The organism is Neorhizobium turbinariae (genome assembly GCF_023223505.1).
GTDB lineage: Bacteria > Pseudomonadota > Alphaproteobacteria > Rhizobiales > Rhizobiaceae > Neorhizobium > Neorhizobium turbinariae.
Genome location: NZ_JALPRY010000006.1, coordinates 19905 through 37850, shown reverse-complemented (window position 1 = coordinate 37850; position 17946 = coordinate 19905). Strand labels below are relative to the sequence as shown.

Sequence of the window (17946 nt, the reverse complement as noted above, 5' to 3'; positions counted from 1 at the left end):
GCTGGCCGACGCTTACTTCATCATCCGGTCCTTGAAGCGTGCATGCGCGAGCGCGGCGGATGCGACGATCGGCGTGAAGGCGTGGAAGGGTAGCGGTCGGGCTTTAACTGTGGGAACGGGAAGTGTTTCGAGCGGCTCGCCGAGTGCGGCGCGCGCCAGGACACGACCGAGCTGCGCCGTCATCGCGATGCCCCGGCCGTTGCAGCCGATGCCGCCGAAGAAGCCACGACCAAACTCGTGGAGGCGCGGCAGGAAGTCCGGCGTCATGGCTGCCACGCCGGTCCAGACGATTTCCACGCCCGGATGCTGTTCCAGCCTCAGTTCGGATACCAGGCGATCTACCACCGCCTTTCCAATCCGCTCGAAGGCACCGACTGGAATAACGGCCATGCCGCCGCTGATCAGCCGGTTGTCGCGGTCCAGGCGATAGGTGAACAGGTTGGAGCGTGTGTCACCGACGGGGCGGTGGTTTGGCGAGATGCGCTCGACCGTCTCGCGCGGCAGCGGACGCGTTGCGACCTGGTAAACGCGCAGGGGCACAGTCGTGCGACCGAGCCGACCCGCGGCACCGGTCGTAAATGCGTTGGTGCAAAGAAGGACCGCACCAGCCTGGATGACGCCGCCGGTGAAGATGACTGTCCAGCCGCCACTGGTTTGACGAACATCTCGCACCTCGGCGCCTTCGCGGATCACACCGCCGTGGCGCTTCACCGCCTCGGCGAGGCCCATCGCATAGTTCAACGGATGGATGGTGCCGCCCGACTCATCCAGAAGCCCTCCGGAGTAGATCGACAAGCTGGTTTGCTGCTCGACTTCCTGGGGCGATAGAAACCTGACAGGGCGACCGAGGGCCTGCCAGTCCGCCGTACGTTTGCGCAGGAGATCGGCCGTTGCCGTGCCATAGGCCGGCTGCAGCCAGCCGACTTGGTTGGCGTCGCAGGATATCTGCTCTTCGCGGATGGTGGAGAACACGGTGTCCGCCCCCTCGCCAACCAGCCTCAGAAGCGCATCCGCCTTGCCGCGGGGCAGCTTCTGGTAGACTGTTGCCGGATCCGCCTTTGCGAAATTCGGAACGACGAAACCGGCGTTCACGCCCGTCGCACCCGCGCCGATATAACTCGCCTCAAGCACCACCGCAGTCTTGCCGCTCTTGGCGATTTCACGTGCGGCGGTAAGTCCGGTAAAGCCGGCGCCGATGATGACGACATCCGCCGTTCTCGGAATGGAAGCGGTTTCAAGAGCCGGTGCCGGATTGGCAGTCAGGGTCCAAAGCGTCTTCTGTCGGTGAGCTTGCATCGAAATATCCTTCACGCGCCAACACGCGATACGTCAATCCCAGACATAGCTGAGCGAGATCTTTTGATCAAATGGAACTTTGTGAGAGGGTGGGGGAGGTTGTCTTGTGATGTAAGGGACCAGGACGGGTCCGTTTGTCCAAAATTAAGTCCAGGTTGGCAAAGAGCGCGTGAGGCCGCAAATCTCTGGTTATCTTCTGTCGTCGACTCTAGACAAGCGAAGCCGCAACGGCATTATGCGCCGTCAGGGACGGAGAGCAGATGCCTTATTATCTTGTGACGCAGACCTCGCTTGTGGAGGCAAATGATGAGGTGGCTGCGGCACGGCAGGTGGCTGACACTTTGCAGAATGCGCGCAGCATCAACTTCACGGTGAAGTTCGACGAGAGCTCGGTTCATCAGATCAAGGTAAATAGGCCGAAACCGGCGAAGCCTGTTACTCCCGATCTCCCCGCGGAGGAACTGAAGGCTCCCTTGGTTGCGGCCAAGGAGGCTGAGACTTCAGGCGCAGTCGATCCCGGTCAACGCAGCGCTCCGGAATCGCCATTATATGTGGTGGGTGGAGCGCTGTTTGTGTCGGGCCTGGTTGTCGGGCTGTTTGCCCACATGCTCGTCTCGTGAGGTGGGCGCGGCAGTGACCTGCAGGCGCCGCGCCGCGAGAGCTTTAGCGGTGCGTCAAGCCTTATATTTCTGCACCGCTCCGGGCAACTTGCTCCAGTCGGCATACCAGGTATCGAAGAGCTTCAACTGCGCTTCGACATAGCCGCGCTGACTGTCGCTCAGGACATCCGTCTCGACAAAGTTGAGGGCGTATTCCGGGTTACCCTTCAGCACCATCATGTGCTTGAAGTAGAGAACTAGATCCGGACCTTCATCGAAGGAGGACAGCACACCGAGTGCTTCTTCTAACTCCTTTGCCCGCAGCCGTGCATCGGCATCGCCGCCGGCAGCGCCCTTCGCCAGGTTGCAGAGGTGCAGCACTTCCTTTGGCAGCACGTTGCCGATGCCGGTGATGGCACCGGTAGCCCCGCAATTGACATAGCCGTGATAGACTGCGGTATCGACGCCGATCATCAGGCTGACGTCATCGTCCCGGCTGGTGATGTGTTCGGCCGCATAACGCATGTCTGCCGGTCCGCCGAATTCCTTGAAACCTACGAGGTTCGGGTGCTCCGCCCGAAGCGCAAAGAAAAGGTCAGCGCGGGTGGCAAAGCCGTAATACGGACTGTTGTAGATGACGGCGGGCAGATCGGGCGCTGCGGAAAGGATCGCTTTGAAATGGGCCTTTTGTGCCGAAATGACGGAGCCGCGCGACAGAACGCGGGGAATGACCATCAAGCCTTGTGCGCCAACTTTTTGGGCGTGTGCTGCGAGTGCCACTGCGGAGGCCGAGTTGATGGCGCCGGTGCCCACGATGACGGGGATGCCGGCCTGGCCCAGCCGCTCTACGCCCTCCATGCGCTGCGCATCAGTCAGGAGCGGCCAGTCCCCCATTGAGCCGCAATAAACGACGGCCGACATGCCGGCTGCGATGAGTTCCTTGGCCTTGGTGACGAGCGCGTCGAAGTCCGGCTTCCGATCGGCAGTGCAGGGCGTCATCAGCGCCGGAACAACTCCTGAAAAGATACTTGCTTTCATCTCTCGTCCTCAAGCTTAAGCGTTGTCATTGCGGCAGTAGACGTATAATGTAGATTTTATACATTTTGGGAGTCAAGCGGTTTCTGGCGCTTTGGAAGTTGGAAGATGGTGACGAAACTGAAGCACAAGACGTTGTCCGGGGCGCTTCTGGATGAGATCCGCCAAGCCATCCTGTCCGGGCAATACGCCAGCGGGTCGCAGCTGAGGCAGGATGCGCTTGCAGAGGCTTATGGCGTGAGCCGCATCCCGGTGCGTGAAGTGCTTTTGCAACTCGAGGCCGAGGGGTTGGTCAAGATCCTGCCGCAGCGGGGAGCGGTGGTCTCGGAGATTTCGCGCGAGGATATCGATGACGTCTTCGATCTCCGCATGATTCTCGAGCCGCGTCTGCTGCTGGCGTCTGCTCCGCTTCTCGATGAAGCTGATCTTTCCGCGCTTGATGTGCGCCAAGACAATTACGTCAAGGCAATTGCAACGGGGCAAAGGGACAATTACGGCCGCCTGAATGCCGAACTGCATATGGCGATTTACCATCGCGCAACGATGCCGAAGAGCCAGCAGATTGTCGCGTCCCTGCTGCAGACCAGCGACCGTTATACCCGCCTCCAGCTATCAAGCCAGGCGGCCATGGAAAAGGCGATGTCAGAACATGCTGAGATGATCCGCCTGATCAAGGCCCGCCGTTCCGATGAGGCAGCGGAACTTCTTAAACTTCATATTGGGTCCGTCAGGACGGACCTACTGAAGGTGCTCAATGGTAGCTGAGGCACGTTGTGCCTCAGCGCAAGCAGCCCGCTAAATCAGGCGGACTTCTGCTTGAGCGCCGTCACCTCAAGCTCGACCTTCATTTCTTCCATGGCAAAGCCGCAGACGATGGTCGTGTTGGTGGGGCGCGGGTCGGAGAAGGTCTCGCCAAGCACCTTGGAGACCGCCATCACATCTTCGCGGCTGGCGACATAGACGCGAACGCGCACGATATCCGAAAGTGACGAGCCAGCCTTCTCAAGCGTCGCTGCGATCGTCTTCAGACATTGGCGGGTCTGCTCGGCAGGATCTCTCGAGATCGTGCCGCCGCCTGCAAAATCATATCCGGCGGTGCCTGACACGAACACCCACGGGTCCTCCACGACGGCCCGGGAGTATCCGGCCATTTCCTCGAACCTAGAACCGGAGCTGATCGTCCACCGCGTTTTATCCGACATTTTTTTCTCCATGCATCTTGTTTGATCAAAAGATCAGCTTTAGTGTCTGCAGTCAAGGAACATAAAAGAGGAACAGTATGAGCATTGACGCCTTGTCGCCTGGCGGCAAGAGGAGATCCGGTCGCCTCGACATCCGAAATGCAGTGCGAAGCTTCAACGCTGTGCGCGCGGTAGATGGTGTAAGCTTCAGCGCCGAACCGGGCAAGATAACCGGCCTTATCGGCCCCAATGGCGCGGGCAAGACGACGCTGTTCAACGCTGTCGCCGGTGAGCTTGGTGTTGACAGTGGCGAGATCCGTCTGGACGACCAACGGATCGACGGCCTTCCGCCTCACAAGGTATTCTCAAAAGGCCTTGCGCGCACATTCCAGATCCCGCGCCCGTTCGGCGGCATGACCGTACTTGAGAACGTTATGCTCGTTCCGCCAGCCCAGCTTGGCGAACGCTTCTGGAATACGTGGCTGCGCCCCGGCGCTGTTGCCAGGGAAGAGAAGAAGAACCTTGAGAAGGCGCGTGCCATCATCGAATTCTGCGGTCTGACCAAGGTTGAGCGGCAGCTTGCGGGGGCCATTTCTGGCGGCCAGCAGAAGCTTGTGGAGCTCGCCCGCGCGCTGATGGCGGATCCGGCGATCATCCTGCTCGACGAGCCTGGCGCTGGCGTCAATCCCGCGCTTCTCGACACGATCGTGGATCGCATCGTCGAGCTCAATCAGAGGGGCATGACCTTTCTGGTCATCGAACACAACATGGATTTCATCATGTCCTTGTGTGACAAGGTCGTGGTCATGGCGGCAGGCAAGGTCATCGCCGAGGGCCTGCCAGAAGACGTCCGCGCCGACAAGTCGGTTGTCGAAGCCTATCTGGGAGGTGCAGCCGCATGACGACCGCGCTTCTACAAGTCTCTGACATCACCGCAGGCTATCGCCCGGATCTCCCCATCCTTCACGGTGTTTCCGTCTCTGTATCGGGAGCCGAAATGGTGACCATCATTGGTCCGAACGGCGCGGGTAAATCCACGCTCGTGAAGGCAATCGCCGGGCTCGTGCCAATCTCGTCCGGTACGGTCAGCGTTGCCGGGTCGAACGTCACGAACCTGCTGACCCACAAGTTGGCGACCGCTTCGATCGCCTACGTGCCACAGACGGCGAATGTCTTCACAACGCTGACGATCGACGAGAACCTGAAGCTTGGGGCTTCAACGCTTTCCAAGGCGGAAGGTGCGCGCCGCGTCGCCATGGCCTACGAAAATTTTCCGGTGCTCCAGAAGTACCGTAGCCACAAGGCCAAGGTGCTGTCTGGCGGACAAAGGCAGACGCTCGCTGTGGCGCGCGCGCTGCTGACCGAGCCTCGACTGTTGATGCTCGACGAACCGAGCGCTGGCCTTTCTCCGCTGATGGTGAGCGAAGTGTTCGAGCGCCTGAAGTCTCTCGTTTCCACCGGAGTTGCCATTCTGATGGTCGAGCAAAACGTCAAGGCGGCGCTCGCCATCTCCGATCGCACCTATGTGCTGGCCGAAGGTCGCAACCGTATCGACGGACCATCATCCGAACTTGCAGGCGACAGCCAGGTCGCCACCATCTATCTCGGCGCTGGGGGGCGTAAACGTTAATGCTGCAGGCTCTCGCAGACGGTATCCTTACCGGATCGATCATCGCGCTTGGCGCAATCGGTCTCACGCTCACCATGGGCATTCTCCGCTTCGCCAATTTCGCGCATGCGGAACTGATCACCTGGGGCGCCTACATGGCGCTCGGCGTCCTCGCCATCACCGGGGTCTTCGCCGGCCCGATCGGGCCCTTCTCCTTCGGTCTCCCGCTGATCCTGGCGACGCTTGTTGCCGCGGCCCTGACCGCAGCGCTGGCGTTGGTGGTAGACTACCTCGTGTTCCGGCCGCTCCGCAGCCACACCAACCACATGACCGTGGTGTTCTCCTCGTTCGGTGTGTCCCTGCTGGTGCGCATGGTGATCCTGCTGATCTTCGGCGGCAGCGCTGAATATTATTCGGATGAGTTGCAGATTGCCGTTCGGCTGATGCCCGGGCTGCGCGTCATGCCGGACCACCTCTTCACGCTCGGCCTGACGCTGGTAATCGTGATCGCGCTGCATTTCTTCCTGCAGAGGACGCGGCTTGGTCTCTCCATGCGTGCTTTGGCGGAGAACCCTGACCTGGTCCGGATCAACGGTATCGACACCCGCACGGTGGTGCGCTGGACCTGGATCATTGGCGCCGCTCTCGCCGCCGTTGCCGGTGTTCTCTACGGCATGACTGTTCAGCTTCGTCCGGAAATCGGCTTCCAACTGCTCCTGCCGTTGTTTGCCGCCGCGATCCTTGGTGGCGTCGGCAACGTCTTCGGTGCCGTCGTCGGCGGACTGATTGTCGGCCTGGCGGAGTCGTTCTCGGTTCTCTTCATCCCGGCTGGTTACAAGATGGCGGTTCCTTTCATCATCCTGCTGGGGGTTCTTTATGTTCGGCCGAGCGGTCTGTTTGGCGGAATGCGCGGAGGTGCGAAATGAGCGGTTACATCGCTTACCTGGTTTTCTTTCTCATCGTCGCGCTGACCTATTCGATCGTCGTGATGGGATTGAACCTGCAATGGGGCTTCACCGGCCTCTTCAACGCCGGTGTTGTAGGCTTCTTCGCGATCGGCGCCTACGGTACGGCAGTGCTCACCGGGCCCGACCGTGCTGAACTCATCGGCGGCTTTGGGCTGCCGTTCCCCGTCGGCGTCATCGGCGGCATGATCCTGTCAACACTGGCGGCTCTTGTCGTCGGTCTCGCGACATTGAGACTGCGCGAGGAATATCTGGCGATCTCGACCTTCGGCATCGCGATCAGCATTCAGCTGGTGGCGCTCAACTTCGACACCCTGACAGGCGGCGCGCAGGGTCTCACCGGCATCCCGCGACCGCTGTTTGCAACCTTCGGATCTCCGGGCGCCTATAACCTCTTCTACCTTGGCCTCGTCGCCACCGTTGCCGCCGTTGTTTACTTCGGGCTTCAGGCAGCACTGCATTCTCCATGGGGCCGGCTGCTGAAGGCAATCCGCGAAGATGAAACAGCCGCGGCGTCGCTCGGCAAGAACCCGGCAATGGTCCGCCTGCAAGCCTTCGTCCTCGGCTCTACCCTGATGGGACTCGCTGGTGGTCTTTACGTCGGCTTTATCGGTTATGTCAGCCCGATGGACTTCCTGCCGATCCTGACCTTCCAGATCTGGGCGATGCTGATTGTCGGCGGCAGCGGCAACAACCGCGGCGCGATTGTCGGAGCCGTCGGTGTCTGGGCGCTATGGACCATGAGCGGCTTTGCAATCAGCCGACTGCTGCCGGTGGAGTACCAGAGCCAGGGGGGCGCGATCCAGGTCATCATCATCGGCCTGCTGATCGTGCTGACACTGCTCTTCCGTCCGCGCGGTCTGATTGGGGAAGCCCAGTCCGTCTCCCGGCACGTGTCCTGACACGTGCCACCGGTCGGCCCGCAGACGCAGCCCGTCTTTCCCTCAGAGACAACTGCCCTACGCCGACCCCCAACCTTCAAGAAGAATAGCCAGCATCATCAACCGCTTCATAAAAGCAAGGGAACAGCAACCATGAAGAAAATGCTTCTATCGAGTGTCTTCGGTCTCGGCCTGATGGCAGGCGCCATGCCGGCCGCTGCCCAAACCGCTTCCTGCGAAATCCCCGTCGGCGCCGTGCTGTCGATCACCGGCTCGATCGCCGCCATCGGCAAGGCCATCGGCGACGCCGGCCAGCTCGCCGTTGACCAGTTCAACGAAGCCGGCGGTGTTGCTGGCTGTACCGCCAAATACGTTCTTCGCGACGACCAGGGTTCGCCGAACGTTGGCGTCGACGCAGCCAAGACGTTGGTTGAAATCGAGAAGGCGCCGATCGTTCTCGGTGCCATCCAGTCGGGTGTGACGATGCCGATCCTGACCTCGGTGACGGTGCCGGGCAAGGTCGTGCAAATCTCCTGCTGCTCGTCGGCTCCGAGCTTCACCCAGCTTGCCCAGGAAGGCGGCACCGACGGCTATTGGTTCCGCACGCTGCCTACCGACCGTCCGCAGGGCGTGGTAATGGCCAACATCGCGAAGGCCAAGGATTACAAGAAGATCGCCGTGATCTACGTTAACTCTGACTATGGCGTTTCCCTTGCACGTTCGTTCAAGGCCTCGTTTGAGAAGCTCGGCGGCACCGTCACCAGCATGACGGCGTACAACCAGGAACAGGCTTCCTACCGCGCCGAAGTCAACTCCGCCATGCAGGGTGATCCGGACTCACTCTTCCTCATTGCATTCCCGGCTGACGGTGCAACGGCGCTGCGCGAATGGATCTCCTTCGGTGGCACGCAGAACCTGCTGCTCAGCAACGCGCTACGTGCCGACGAATTTGTTAAGTCGGTTGGTGCGAAGTTCCTGACCAATGCGGTTGGTATCGACAACGCCCAGACCGAAGGTCCTTCGGTTGAAGCCTTCAACAAGGCTTGGGAGGCGAAGTTCGGCCAGGCTCCGAACGGCCCAGGCCTGCACACGATGTATGACGCCGCAGCCGTCGCGCTGCTCGCCATGGAAAAGGCTGGCAAGCCGGATGGCACTGCGATCCGCGACAACATCCGCGAGATCACGCAGGGCGATGGCGAAGTGATCTATCCGGGTCCGGAAGGTTTCAAGAAGGCCAAGGAACTGATCAAGGCCGGCAAGCCGATCCGCTACGAAGGTGCAACCGGCCCGATCTCGTTCGACGCGAACGGCGACGTGACCGGCCCTTACCTCATCTGGGGCGTTGCGGATGGCAAGCTGACCACCGTCGAGACGTGGGACAAGATGCGCGTCGCGGACGCGATCGCAGAACTCGACAAGTGAAACTCTTCCGGGCGCGGCGGTAATTGCCGCCGCGCCAGTTCCCTCAAGCGAGAAGTCCCATCTGACGGCGGACCGATCGATTGAGTTCGTTTTCCGGCTCTGCCAGTGCCTCGGTGAGTACGGTTATGTGATTGGTTCGAGGCGCTATCTCTAGCGAAACCGGGTATTTCTCCTGATGGCAGTGGCGAGCGAACAATTCGGACTGACGGTGGAACTCCTCCGTTTCGTCGCCGCCCAAGGTGACGATCATCGGTGCTGCCAGATCATATGGGCGGCGCAGCGGGCTGAAGGCAGAGACTTCTTCGGGCGTCAGGCTCAGGAAGTCATCCTGGAAAGATCGGGTGACCGGCTCGATGTCGTATATTCCGCTGACTGCAGTGACACCCTTGATGGCGTCTTCGGCAAGGCCCGACCGGAGCAACAGCGGACGATCGGCGAGTTCGGCGACAAGATGGCCGCCGGCCGAGTTGCCGGAAATGAAGATGCGGGACGGGTCGCCGCCGTAGTTTGCACAGTTGGCGTGCGTCCAGACCAGCGCTTGGCGGCAAGCCTCCACCAGTTCAGACAGCCGGGTTTGCGGCATCAGCGGGTAATCGATCACAACCAGCATCGCGCCGAACGGCACGAAGCCTCGTGCCAGGAAGCTGAAGAGATCCGCGTCGAGCGAACGCCAGAATCCGCCGTGGATGAAGAATTGAACCGGCGCAGGATCATCGGCGCCCTCGGCGGGGAAGATGTTGAGGGTCCGTCCGGGGCCATCACCATAGGGGAGCTTCCGGTGAACAGCAAAACGAGCAAGCGCAGCATCCGCCGCCGCCTGCCGTTGTTCGAAAACGGTCTCCAGATTGGAAACACTGTCGAGGCTGAATTGAGCATCCATATCACGAAGCATTGAATTCTCCTGGCTTTTCGCCAACCCAATCATACGCGATGCGCAATACTGATCAAATGCTCAAGATGCAGTCGCAGCAATAAAAAACAGATGAGGAACCCTTATGGTCCGTTTAGCACGCCGCATCACCCAGACATCGAAAAAGAGCTTCGGCATGTATGCCAAGGCCGCCGCCATGGCGGGGGAGGGGCGTGACCTCATCCATCTTGAGCTGGGCCGGCCATTCCACGACACACCGGACCATATCAAAGAAGCGACCATTGCAGCGCTTCGCCGCGGCGAAGTGCATTACAGCGATCTGCAGGGCCTGCCGCAACTGCGCGAAGCTCTAGCTGCCAAGCTCCGTGACTATAATGGCATGGACGTCACGGCGGGCGAGATCATCGTCACCAACGGCCTGACGCAGGCGTCGTTCGCCGCTTTCATGGCGCTCATCGACGACGGTGATGAGGCGATCCTTCTTGAACCATACTACCCCCAGCATCTGGGCAAGATCGAGATGGCGGGCGGCAAGGCCGTGATTGCGCCGCTCGACAAGGAAAGCGGCTTCCAGATCCGCAAGGACTTGATCGAGGCTCGCATCACGCCTGCAACGCGTATGATTGTGCTCGTGAACCCAGTCAACCCGACGGGTCGTGTCTATTCACGCGACGAACTGCAGATTGTTGCAGATCTCGCGATCAAGCATGATCTCGTCGTGCTCTCCGACGAGGTGTATGAGCACATTCTTTTCGATGGTGCAGAACATGTCAGCATCGCGTCGCTGCCGGGCATGAAAGAGCGCACGGTCAGCATGTACGCCTTCACCAAGGCCTACGCGATGGATGGGTGGCGCCTTGGCTACATTGCCGCGGACGCGAGCCTGATCCCCGGTCTGCTGAAGGTGACCGCGACGGAGGTCACGCACGTCAATACCTTCATCCAGCATGGTGCGCTTGCTGCGGTCACCGGGCCTGCCTCGGCGCTCGAGTACATGGTCAACGATGACCTGAAGAAGCGCGATCTTGTGGTGTCGCGCCTCAACCAGATGCCGGGCGTCACCTGCGCGCGGCCTGAGGGCACGATCTATGCGTTCCCTGACATCAGTGGCACCGGCTTGAAGTCGCAAGAAGCGGCAGACCTCATTCTTGAAAAAACCGGGGTGGTCGTCGAGGCTGGCAGCTTCTACGGCAACCTCGGCGAAGGCCATCTCCGCGTCTGCTTCGGCTCGGAAAGCATCGAGCGGATCGACGAGGCGATGACACGCCTGTCGTCCTTCTTCAATCAGTTGTAACCGGGTTCGTTCCCTGCTCACCGCGGACATCGATCACTGCCGGAGGGGCTGAAACCTCCTTCGGCCGTTTTATTATGCTTGATAGAGTCGGCGGATTATGACGGCAGGATCAGGCTGTCTTTACTTTCGCAAGCGGCGGGGTCTTAACTTCCTTCGACAGGTCGAGATCGAAATGGCAGCGGAACATGCCGCCCTCTAGCGTAGCTTTTCGAGGCGGTGCTGCCGTGCGGCACACATCTTGTGCGAACGGACAGCGCGTATGGAAGCGACAGCCGGCCGGCGGGAAGGCCGGATTGGGTAGTTCGCCGGCGATCGGGTGCAAGGACCGATCGCTCGTATCCATGTTCGGGGCAGCGTCGATCAGAAGTCGCGTGTAGGGGTGTTTCGGCTTGCGAAAAAGCTGTTCGGCCGATGCCTCCTCGACAAGTTCGCCGAGATACATGACGCCGATGCGATCGGCCATGATCCGCACGACCGAGAGGTTATGCGTGATGAACAGGCTCGTCAGGCCGAGGTTCTTTTGCAGGTCGCGCAACAGGTTCAAGATCTGGGCCTGAACCGAGACGTCCAGCGCGGATGTCGGTTCATCGAGGATCAAGAACTGCGGTTCGCCGGCCAGTGCGCGCGCAATGCTGATACGCTGGCGTTGCCCACCTGAAAACTCCTGCGGATACTTTTCCGCATCCGTCGGAGAGAGACCCACTTGCACCAGTAGTTCGTCAACCCGGGCGCGAATTGCTGCCCTGCCACGGCGCAGCCTGTGGACCTTGATCGGCTCGGCGATGATGTCTTCGATCGTCCAGCGGCCGTTAAGGGACGAGTATGGATCCTGGAAGATCATCTGCAGACGCGGCGTCTTTCCTGCCGGGTCCTTGCGAAAGACGATGTCGCCTTGCGTCGGCGCCATCAGCCCCGAGACGAGCCGGGCCAGCGTCGATTTTCCGCAGCCGCTTTCTCCAACCAGACCGACGGTTTCGCCCTCGGAAATCACCAGGCTGACATCGCTCACGGCCTTGGTGCCGCCCTCTTCCATCTTCCGGATCCGTTCGATCAGGCTCTGGTTGCGGCGGTAGACCTTACTGACATGGTCAAGAACTAGGAATGGGGTCTGGCTGGTCATGCCACGTCCCTTTCCAAAGGATGAAAACAGGAGAAAGCAGAGCTTTCCTGCGTCACGAGCGGCGGCACGACCGATCGGCAGTCAGACTGCGCGCGGGAACATCTGGGGTTGAAGGCGCAGCCGGGTGGAACGGCACCCAGCCCCGGCATCGCTCCAGGGATCTGGTCCAGTTGCACGCCACCATCAGCTGTCGGCATAGGCGTCGCGCGGATGAGCCCGCGCGTATAAGGATGACTTGGATTGGCAAACAGTTCAGCGACCGGGCTGATCTCCGCAACGCGCCCCGCGTAGAGCACAGCGACCCGGTCCGCCATCTTCGCGATGACTCCCAAATCATGCGTAATCAGCATCATGCTGACCTCGCTCTCCCGATGCAGGTCGCGCATCAACTGCAGGATATGCGCCTGGACCGATACGTCCAATGCCGTTGTCGGTTCGTCGGCAATCACAAGCGAGGGGTTGGCGCAAAGCGCCAGCGCGATGACGATGCGTTGCCTCATTCCGCCGGAAAGCTGGTGCGGGTAACGCTTGAACTGGACGTCGGGGTTCGGCAAGCCAACGCGGGCGATCCAGTCGAGGGCACGGCGTTTGGTTTCGTTTCCGCCGAGCCTCAGGTGCGTCTCGATCGCGTCACAGAGCTGCCGGCCGATGGTTATGACCGGATTAAGGCTTGTCATCGGGTCCTGGAAGATGAAGCCGATCTTGCCGCCGCGCACGCGCCGCATTTCTTTTGGCGAAAGCTGGTCTAGCCGGTCGCCGTTCAGACTGATCGTGCCACCGGTGCGCTTCAACGGGGGAACGAGAAGATCGATGATCGCCGCTCCAGTGATCGACTTGCCGGCGCCGGATTCTCCAACCACGCCCAGCACTTCACCCGGGTTAACGGAGAACGAGACCTTGTCGAGGGCTGTGATCGGGCGGCCGTCACGATTGATGGTGACGGTCAGATCGCGAACGTCAAGCAAAGGTGTTGTCATGAGCGGCCCCTGAGGCGCGGATTGTATACGTCGCGCAGATGGTCTCCGAGGATGTTGACCGAAACGACAAACAGGACGAGCACGAGGCACGGCCAGACCGAAATCCACCATTCGCCGGACTGCAGGAAGTTGTTTCCGTTGCGGATCAAGGTGCCGAGCGAAGGCGTTGTAACGGGAATCCCGATACCGAGGAAGCTCAACGTCGCTTCGGTGATGATCGCGATGCCGAGGTTGATCGTGGCGATGACCAGTACCGGCGCCATCACGTTCGGCAGGATGTGCAGTACGATGATGGAGAGATTGCTGCGGCCAGTAATGCGTGCCGCAGACACATAATCCTGGTCCCGCTCGATCATGACAGAAGATCGGATCGTGCGCGCATACTGCACCCAAAAGGCGATGCCGATTGATAGAACCACAATGGTGATGGCGGTCGTGACGCTGCGCTGGGCACCGAGAGCCGCGCGTGCTGCGCCGTCGATGATCATGGCGAGGAGGAGTGCCGGATAGGCAAGCTGGACATCTGCCACACGCATGATGAACGCATCCACCTTGCCGCCAACGAAGCCGGCAATGAGACCGAGTCCGCCGCCCAGCACGAGGCCGATCACCACCGACAAGATGCCGACGAAGATCGAGGTGCGCATACCGTAGGCCATCGCCGTCAGTAGGTTCCGGCCCTGATCGTCCGTGCCTAGAGGGAAATCGCTCATGCCTTCCTCCATCCACATCGGCGGGATGAACGAGTCGAGCACTGACATGCCGGCAAACTCGAACGGGTTCTGGGAAAAGAGAGGCGTGACGAAAGCGTAAACGAACATCAGGAGAATGACGATTGCGCAAAGCGTTGCACCCGGTGCGTGACATATGGCGTGAAAAAGCTTCGAGAGGCGGCTGCGGCGTGGCCGCACAGCTGACGGTGTGTTGACGACAGACGTCATGACTGCCTCCTTAGAACGCGGGCATCGACCACCGGATACAGCAGCTCCACGACCAGGTTGATGACCATGAAGACAACGCCGACGAAGATCAGGTAGATGGCGATGACGGGAATATCCGCCGCCTGGATCGACTGCAGGAAGAGCGAGCCGAGGCCCGGCCAGGCGAAGACGTTCTCGGTCACGACCGAGAAGGCGATGATATTGCCAAGCTGCAAACCGAGCATGGTAATCACCGGCAGGAGCGTGTTCTTGATGGCGTAGACATACCAGATCCGCGCTTCGGAAAGCCCGCGGGCGCGCGCAAAGCGAATATGCTCGCTTTGCCCAACCTCCATCAACTGCGTGCGCAACATGCGGATGATGAAGGCGACCTGGAAGGTAGAGAGCGTCGCTGCCGGCAGGAGGATCGCCCGCCAGCCGGAGACGGACAGGAGGCCGGTGCTCCAGAAGCCGATTTGCACCACGTCACCGCGCCCGAAGGACGGCAGCAATCCGAGCTGAACGGAAAAAACTGCAATTAGCAGCAGGCCCACCACGAAGTTCGGCAGCGTGATCCCCGCCGTTGAGATCAGCATGATGAAGCGGCCGAAGTAGGAGTTCGGGTTAACCCCGCAATAGATGCCTGCCGGGACCCCGACCGCAATAGTGATCAGCAGGCTGACGAAGGCAAGTTCGATCGTTGCCGGCATGCGCTCGAGGATCAGCTGCGAAACAGGGTCCTGCGTTCGGTAAGACAGGCCGAAATCGCCCTGGAGCAGGTTGCCCAGGAAGTGCAGGAAACGCGCTAGCAAAGGCTGGTCCAGGCCGAGCCTCGCCACCAGCTCCGCACGTTCTGTCACCGTCGCATCGGCAGACAGCAGCGCCGCCAATGGGTCGCCGATATTGGCGACCAGCAGGAAAGCGATGAAGCTGATCACCAGCAGGACGAAGGCGGTCTGGACGATCCGCGATGCGACGTAATTAAGCATTCAGAACCTCAGCAGCAGGTATCACCAAGCTGGTGGAGGAAGGCGACGCATTTCTCGAGTTCGGAAATAGCCACAGATTCATCCGGCTGATGTGCATCGGCGATGTCGCCGGGACCGATCACAACCGAGGGAACGCCAGCGAGCTGGAAGATTCCGGCCTCGGTACCGTAAGGGACGTAGCGAGGCTCCTTGCGCCCGAGCAGTGCCAAAAGTTCCCGCGCAAGCTCCGGATCATCATTCGGCTTCAAGCCAGGGATGCGGGCCTGCACGTCGAATATGACGCCGCACTCTGGATCTACCGCCTTCATTGCCGGCTCTAGTTTTTCGGAAGCAAAGCGTTTCATCCGCTCCAGCACGGCGTAATCGCTTTCGCCGGGCACAAGCCGCATCTCCCAGAAGAACTCGCAGCTCTCCGAAACGATGTTCCCGTGCAGGCCGCCCTTGATGAGGTTGACCTGGATAGTGGAATAAGGTGGATCGAGCCCTTCGAATGTCGGACCGTTGCGCATGTCTTCGCGGATGCGGTTGATCTCGGCGATCATGTCGCCGGCAGCCATCACCGCATTCACGTAACGATCCGGCTGCGAAGAATGACCTGGCTTGCCCTTGATCCGGCACCAGCCGATCATTCCGCCCTTGTGGGCAGCGATCATGTCCATGCTCGTGGCTTCGCCGATAACCGCCAATCGCGGCTTCAGGTCGCTCTGCCCAACCCATTCCGCCATGGACCCCACGCCCGTGCAGCCAACTTCTTCATCATAGGAGAATGCGAGGTGGATGGGCTTGGTCAGCTTCTTGGCTGTGATACCCGGCAGGGCTGCCAGGCAGCACGCAAGGAAGCCTTTCATGTCGGTCGCGCCACGGCCGATCAGCCTGTCGTTCTGCTCGCGGAGTGCCCAAGGGTCACCCGTCCACGCCTGGCCTTCAGTCGGTACCACATCGGTATGTCCGCTGAAGATGATGCCGCCGGGTGCTTCTGGCCCAATGGAGACCAGGAGGTTGGCCTTGTCGCCTTCCGGGCTGGGGAAGCGTCGCACGCGCCCGCCGTACCGGGCCGTCTGCTCCTCGACATAATCGAGGAGCTCCAGGTTCGACACAGCGCTGACGGTTGGGAAGGAGACGAGGGTTGCGAGCTGCTTGGTAACGTCTGCTGCAATCGTCATTACTTCACCTTGAAATAGCGCAGAGGGTAGGCAAGGTCAGCCGGCTGGACGACCGTGACGTTGTCTTTCACGCCCCATAGAATGTTCAACTGGTGGAGCGGGATGAAGGCTGCATCGGCTTTGATCAGCCTGAAAGCGTCCTTGATCAGGCTGGAGCGCTTCTCCTGGTCGGTTTCCTTGCCGATGTCATCGATAAGCTTGTCGACCTCCGGGTTGGAATAGCCACCGATGTTGAAGGCGCCGAGCCCGCTTTTCGGATCCCGCGTCGCTGCGATCGAGGTCAGGAAGATGTGGGCGTCATAAGTATTCGGCGAATAGCCGAGCATGGCAAGGCTGGTATTGTATTCCGGCGGGTTGACCTGAGTTGCCCATTTCGCCGTTGGCTGAGCCCGCGGCTCAACCTTGATGTTGATGCGCGCCAGAGACGCCGCCACCGCAAGACATGTCGCCTCGTCGTTCATGAAGCGGTCGTTGGTGCAGTCAAGCGTGACGGAGAAGCCGTCTTCGTAACCTGCTTCCTTCATCAAGGCCTTCGCCTTGTCGAGATCCGGCTTGACCGGGGCGCCCAGCGTTTCGTCAAAGCCGTTCACCTCCTTGCCGATTGGTAGGCCAACGGGGACAGAAAAGTTGCGCATGATGCGTTTCTGGATGGCGCCGCTGTCCACAGCGATTTCCATCGCCTGGCGGACCTTCAGCTCCTTGAATGGATTCTTTGCCTTTTCGCTGCCGAAGATCAGGCTGTCACGCGCAACATCCGGCTGAATGTAGATGGTACGCAGGTCTGGCCCTGCCTTTACATGGAGCTTCGGATCCTTCTCGATACGGTCTGCATCTTGCGGAGGAACGCCATCGATCATGTCGACTTCGCCGGAGATCAGCGCGGAGACGCGGGTCGAGGGGTTGGCGATCACAAAGAAGGTGGCGTTGTCGATATTGCCCGTCTTCTTGTCCCACCAGTTTGGATTGCTCGCGAAGACAGTTTTGACGCCAGGATCGCGTTCTTTGATGACATAAGGGCCGGTGCCCATCGCGTTACGGTTCGCGAAGGTCTCGGTTGCGTTGTTGGCAGCGCCAGGCTGCACGGCATTATTCGCTTCGGCCCATTCCTTGTCCATGATGAACCAGTTCGTCAGCTGGTTCGGCAGGATCGGGTTCACAGCGCGTGTCGTGAAGCGGACCTTGAAGTCATCGACCTTTTCAACAGACGCAATTGAATTCAGGTTGGCCTTGATGCCGCCAGCCTGGCCGCGTGTCAGCGAAAACACGACGTCATCGGCCGTGAAAGGATTGCCGTTCGAGAACTTCACGTCCTTGCGGAGGTTGAACTCCCAAGTGGTGTCGTTGATCTGCTTCCAGTCAGTTGCCAGCGCCGGCTCGAGCTTCTGCTCCGCATCGCGTCGCACGAGCGGCTCATACACATTGGCCAGGACCGCGAAGATCAGCGTGTTGGAGACCGCGTGCGGATCAAGCGTGTACGCGTCCAGCGGGCCGGCGAACTTGAAGTCGGCGGCATGCGCGGCGCTTCCCGCGAACGGCGCGGCGATCGCAGCCGTGAACACGCCGAGCATTAATTGACGTTTTAGTTTGGAAAAGAGCAGCGACATCATGATCTCCCAGCTGTCGG

18 protein-coding genes are annotated in these 17946 nt (G+C 60.3%); 8 read left to right on the top strand and 10 right to left on the bottom strand.

What is annotated here, in order from left to right; all coding sequences use genetic code 11:
- Window positions 1-12 precede the first annotated feature (12 nt).
- Window positions 13-1296: an NAD(P)/FAD-dependent oxidoreductase gene (locus tag M0654_RS04600; RefSeq protein WP_248682031.1), complete on the bottom strand. Its 1284-nt coding sequence runs from the start codon at window positions 1294-1296 to the stop codon at window positions 13-15.
- A gap of 260 nt (window positions 1297-1556) precedes the next feature.
- Between M0654_RS04600 and M0654_RS04595 the strand changes: the two genes are divergently transcribed.
- A complete protein-coding gene (locus M0654_RS04595; RefSeq protein WP_118852162.1) occupies window positions 1557-1916 on the top strand; it encodes a hypothetical protein in 360 nt (119 codons plus the stop codon).
- 54 nt (window positions 1917-1970) lie between these two features.
- Here the strand turns inward: M0654_RS04595 and M0654_RS04590 are convergent, their stop codons facing one another.
- Entirely contained in the window at window positions 1971-2933 is a 963-nt protein-coding gene (locus M0654_RS04590) for a dihydrodipicolinate synthase family protein (protein ID WP_248682030.1), read from the bottom strand.
- A 105-nt stretch (window positions 2934-3038) separates the two neighbouring features.
- On the opposite strand from M0654_RS04590, the gene M0654_RS04585 reads away from it, so the two are divergent.
- Window positions 3039-3695, top strand: a complete 657-nt coding sequence (locus tag M0654_RS04585) for a GntR family transcriptional regulator (RefSeq protein ID WP_118852160.1) — start codon at window positions 3039-3041, stop codon at window positions 3693-3695.
- A gap of 35 nt (window positions 3696-3730) precedes the next feature.
- On the opposite strand, the gene M0654_RS04580 is transcribed toward M0654_RS04585, so the two are convergent.
- A complete protein-coding gene (locus M0654_RS04580) occupies window positions 3731-4132 on the bottom strand; it encodes a RidA family protein (RefSeq protein ID WP_248682029.1) in 402 nt (133 codons plus the stop codon).
- Window positions 4133-4209: 77 nt separating this feature from the next.
- Here M0654_RS04580 and M0654_RS04575 point away from each other — a divergent pair, with 77 nt between their 5' ends.
- The 5 genes from M0654_RS04575 to M0654_RS04555 all read left to right on the top strand — a co-directional run bounded on the left by M0654_RS04575 (window position 4210) and on the right by M0654_RS04555 (window position 8988).
- The gene (locus M0654_RS04575) at window positions 4210-5013 is read left to right on the top strand and encodes an ABC transporter ATP-binding protein (RefSeq protein ID WP_248682028.1); all 804 of its coding nucleotides are present in this window, start codon (window positions 4210-4212) and stop codon (window positions 5011-5013) included.
- Window positions 5010-5741, top strand: coding sequence for an ABC transporter ATP-binding protein (locus tag M0654_RS04570; protein WP_248682027.1), 732 nt, complete (start codon window positions 5010-5012; stop codon window positions 5739-5741). Before M0654_RS04575 ends, M0654_RS04570 begins: the two co-directional genes overlap by 4 nt.
- Window positions 5741-6646 (top strand): branched-chain amino acid ABC transporter permease, encoded by a 906-nt coding sequence (locus M0654_RS04565; RefSeq protein WP_248682026.1) that lies wholly within the window; start codon window positions 5741-5743, stop codon window positions 6644-6646. Before M0654_RS04570 ends, M0654_RS04565 begins: the two co-directional genes overlap by 1 nt.
- Window positions 6643-7587 (top strand): branched-chain amino acid ABC transporter permease, encoded by a 945-nt coding sequence (locus M0654_RS04560; RefSeq protein ID WP_118852155.1) that lies wholly within the window; start codon window positions 6643-6645, stop codon window positions 7585-7587. Before M0654_RS04565 ends, M0654_RS04560 begins: the two co-directional genes overlap by 4 nt.
- A 132-nt stretch (window positions 7588-7719) precedes the next feature.
- Window positions 7720-8988: an ABC transporter substrate-binding protein gene (locus M0654_RS04555; protein ID WP_118852154.1), complete on the top strand. Its 1269-nt coding sequence runs from the start codon at window positions 7720-7722 to the stop codon at window positions 8986-8988.
- A 43-nt stretch (window positions 8989-9031) separates the two neighbouring features.
- Here the strand turns inward: M0654_RS04555 and M0654_RS04550 are convergent, their stop codons facing one another.
- Complete coding sequence (locus M0654_RS04550) at window positions 9032-9880, bottom strand: alpha/beta hydrolase (RefSeq protein WP_118852153.1); 849 nt, start codon at window positions 9878-9880, stop codon at window positions 9032-9034.
- A gap of 103 nt (window positions 9881-9983) precedes the next feature.
- Between M0654_RS04550 and M0654_RS04545 the strand changes: the two genes are divergently transcribed.
- The gene (locus M0654_RS04545) at window positions 9984-11153 is read left to right on the top strand and encodes a pyridoxal phosphate-dependent aminotransferase (protein WP_248682025.1); all 1170 of its coding nucleotides are present in this window, start codon (window positions 9984-9986) and stop codon (window positions 11151-11153) included.
- 109 nt (window positions 11154-11262) lie between these two features.
- Here the strand turns inward: M0654_RS04545 and M0654_RS04540 are convergent, their stop codons facing one another.
- The 6 genes from M0654_RS04540 to M0654_RS04515 are packed head-to-tail and all read right to left on the bottom strand — an operon-like array spanning window position 11263 to window position 17926.
- Window positions 11263-12273 carry an ABC transporter ATP-binding protein gene (locus tag M0654_RS04540; protein WP_248682024.1) on the bottom strand — a complete coding sequence of 337 codons (1011 nt, stop codon included), beginning with the start codon at window positions 12271-12273 and terminating at the stop codon, window positions 11263-11265.
- Window positions 12270-13250 (bottom strand): ABC transporter ATP-binding protein, encoded by a 981-nt coding sequence (locus M0654_RS04535; RefSeq protein ID WP_118852150.1) that lies wholly within the window; start codon window positions 13248-13250, stop codon window positions 12270-12272. The genes M0654_RS04540 and M0654_RS04535 overlap by 4 nt, the downstream gene beginning before the upstream one ends.
- Window positions 13247-14191 carry an ABC transporter permease gene (locus tag M0654_RS04530; protein ID WP_248682023.1) on the bottom strand — a complete coding sequence of 315 codons (945 nt, stop codon included), beginning with the start codon at window positions 14189-14191 and terminating at the stop codon, window positions 13247-13249. Before M0654_RS04530 ends, M0654_RS04535 begins: the two co-directional genes overlap by 4 nt.
- The gene (locus M0654_RS04525; protein WP_248682022.1) at window positions 14188-15159 is read right to left on the bottom strand and encodes an ABC transporter permease; all 972 of its coding nucleotides are present in this window, start codon (window positions 15157-15159) and stop codon (window positions 14188-14190) included. Before M0654_RS04525 ends, M0654_RS04530 begins: the two co-directional genes overlap by 4 nt.
- Window positions 15160-15167: 8 nt before the next feature.
- A complete protein-coding gene (gene argE, locus M0654_RS04520; RefSeq protein ID WP_248682021.1) occupies window positions 15168-16322 on the bottom strand; it encodes an acetylornithine deacetylase in 1155 nt (384 codons plus the stop codon).
- On the bottom strand, window positions 16322-17926 hold the full coding sequence (locus M0654_RS04515) for an ABC transporter substrate-binding protein (RefSeq protein WP_248682020.1): 1605 nt from the start codon (window positions 17924-17926) through the stop codon (window positions 16322-16324). The genes argE and M0654_RS04515 overlap by 1 nt, the downstream gene beginning before the upstream one ends.
- Between the last annotated feature and the right edge of the window lie 20 nt (window positions 17927-17946).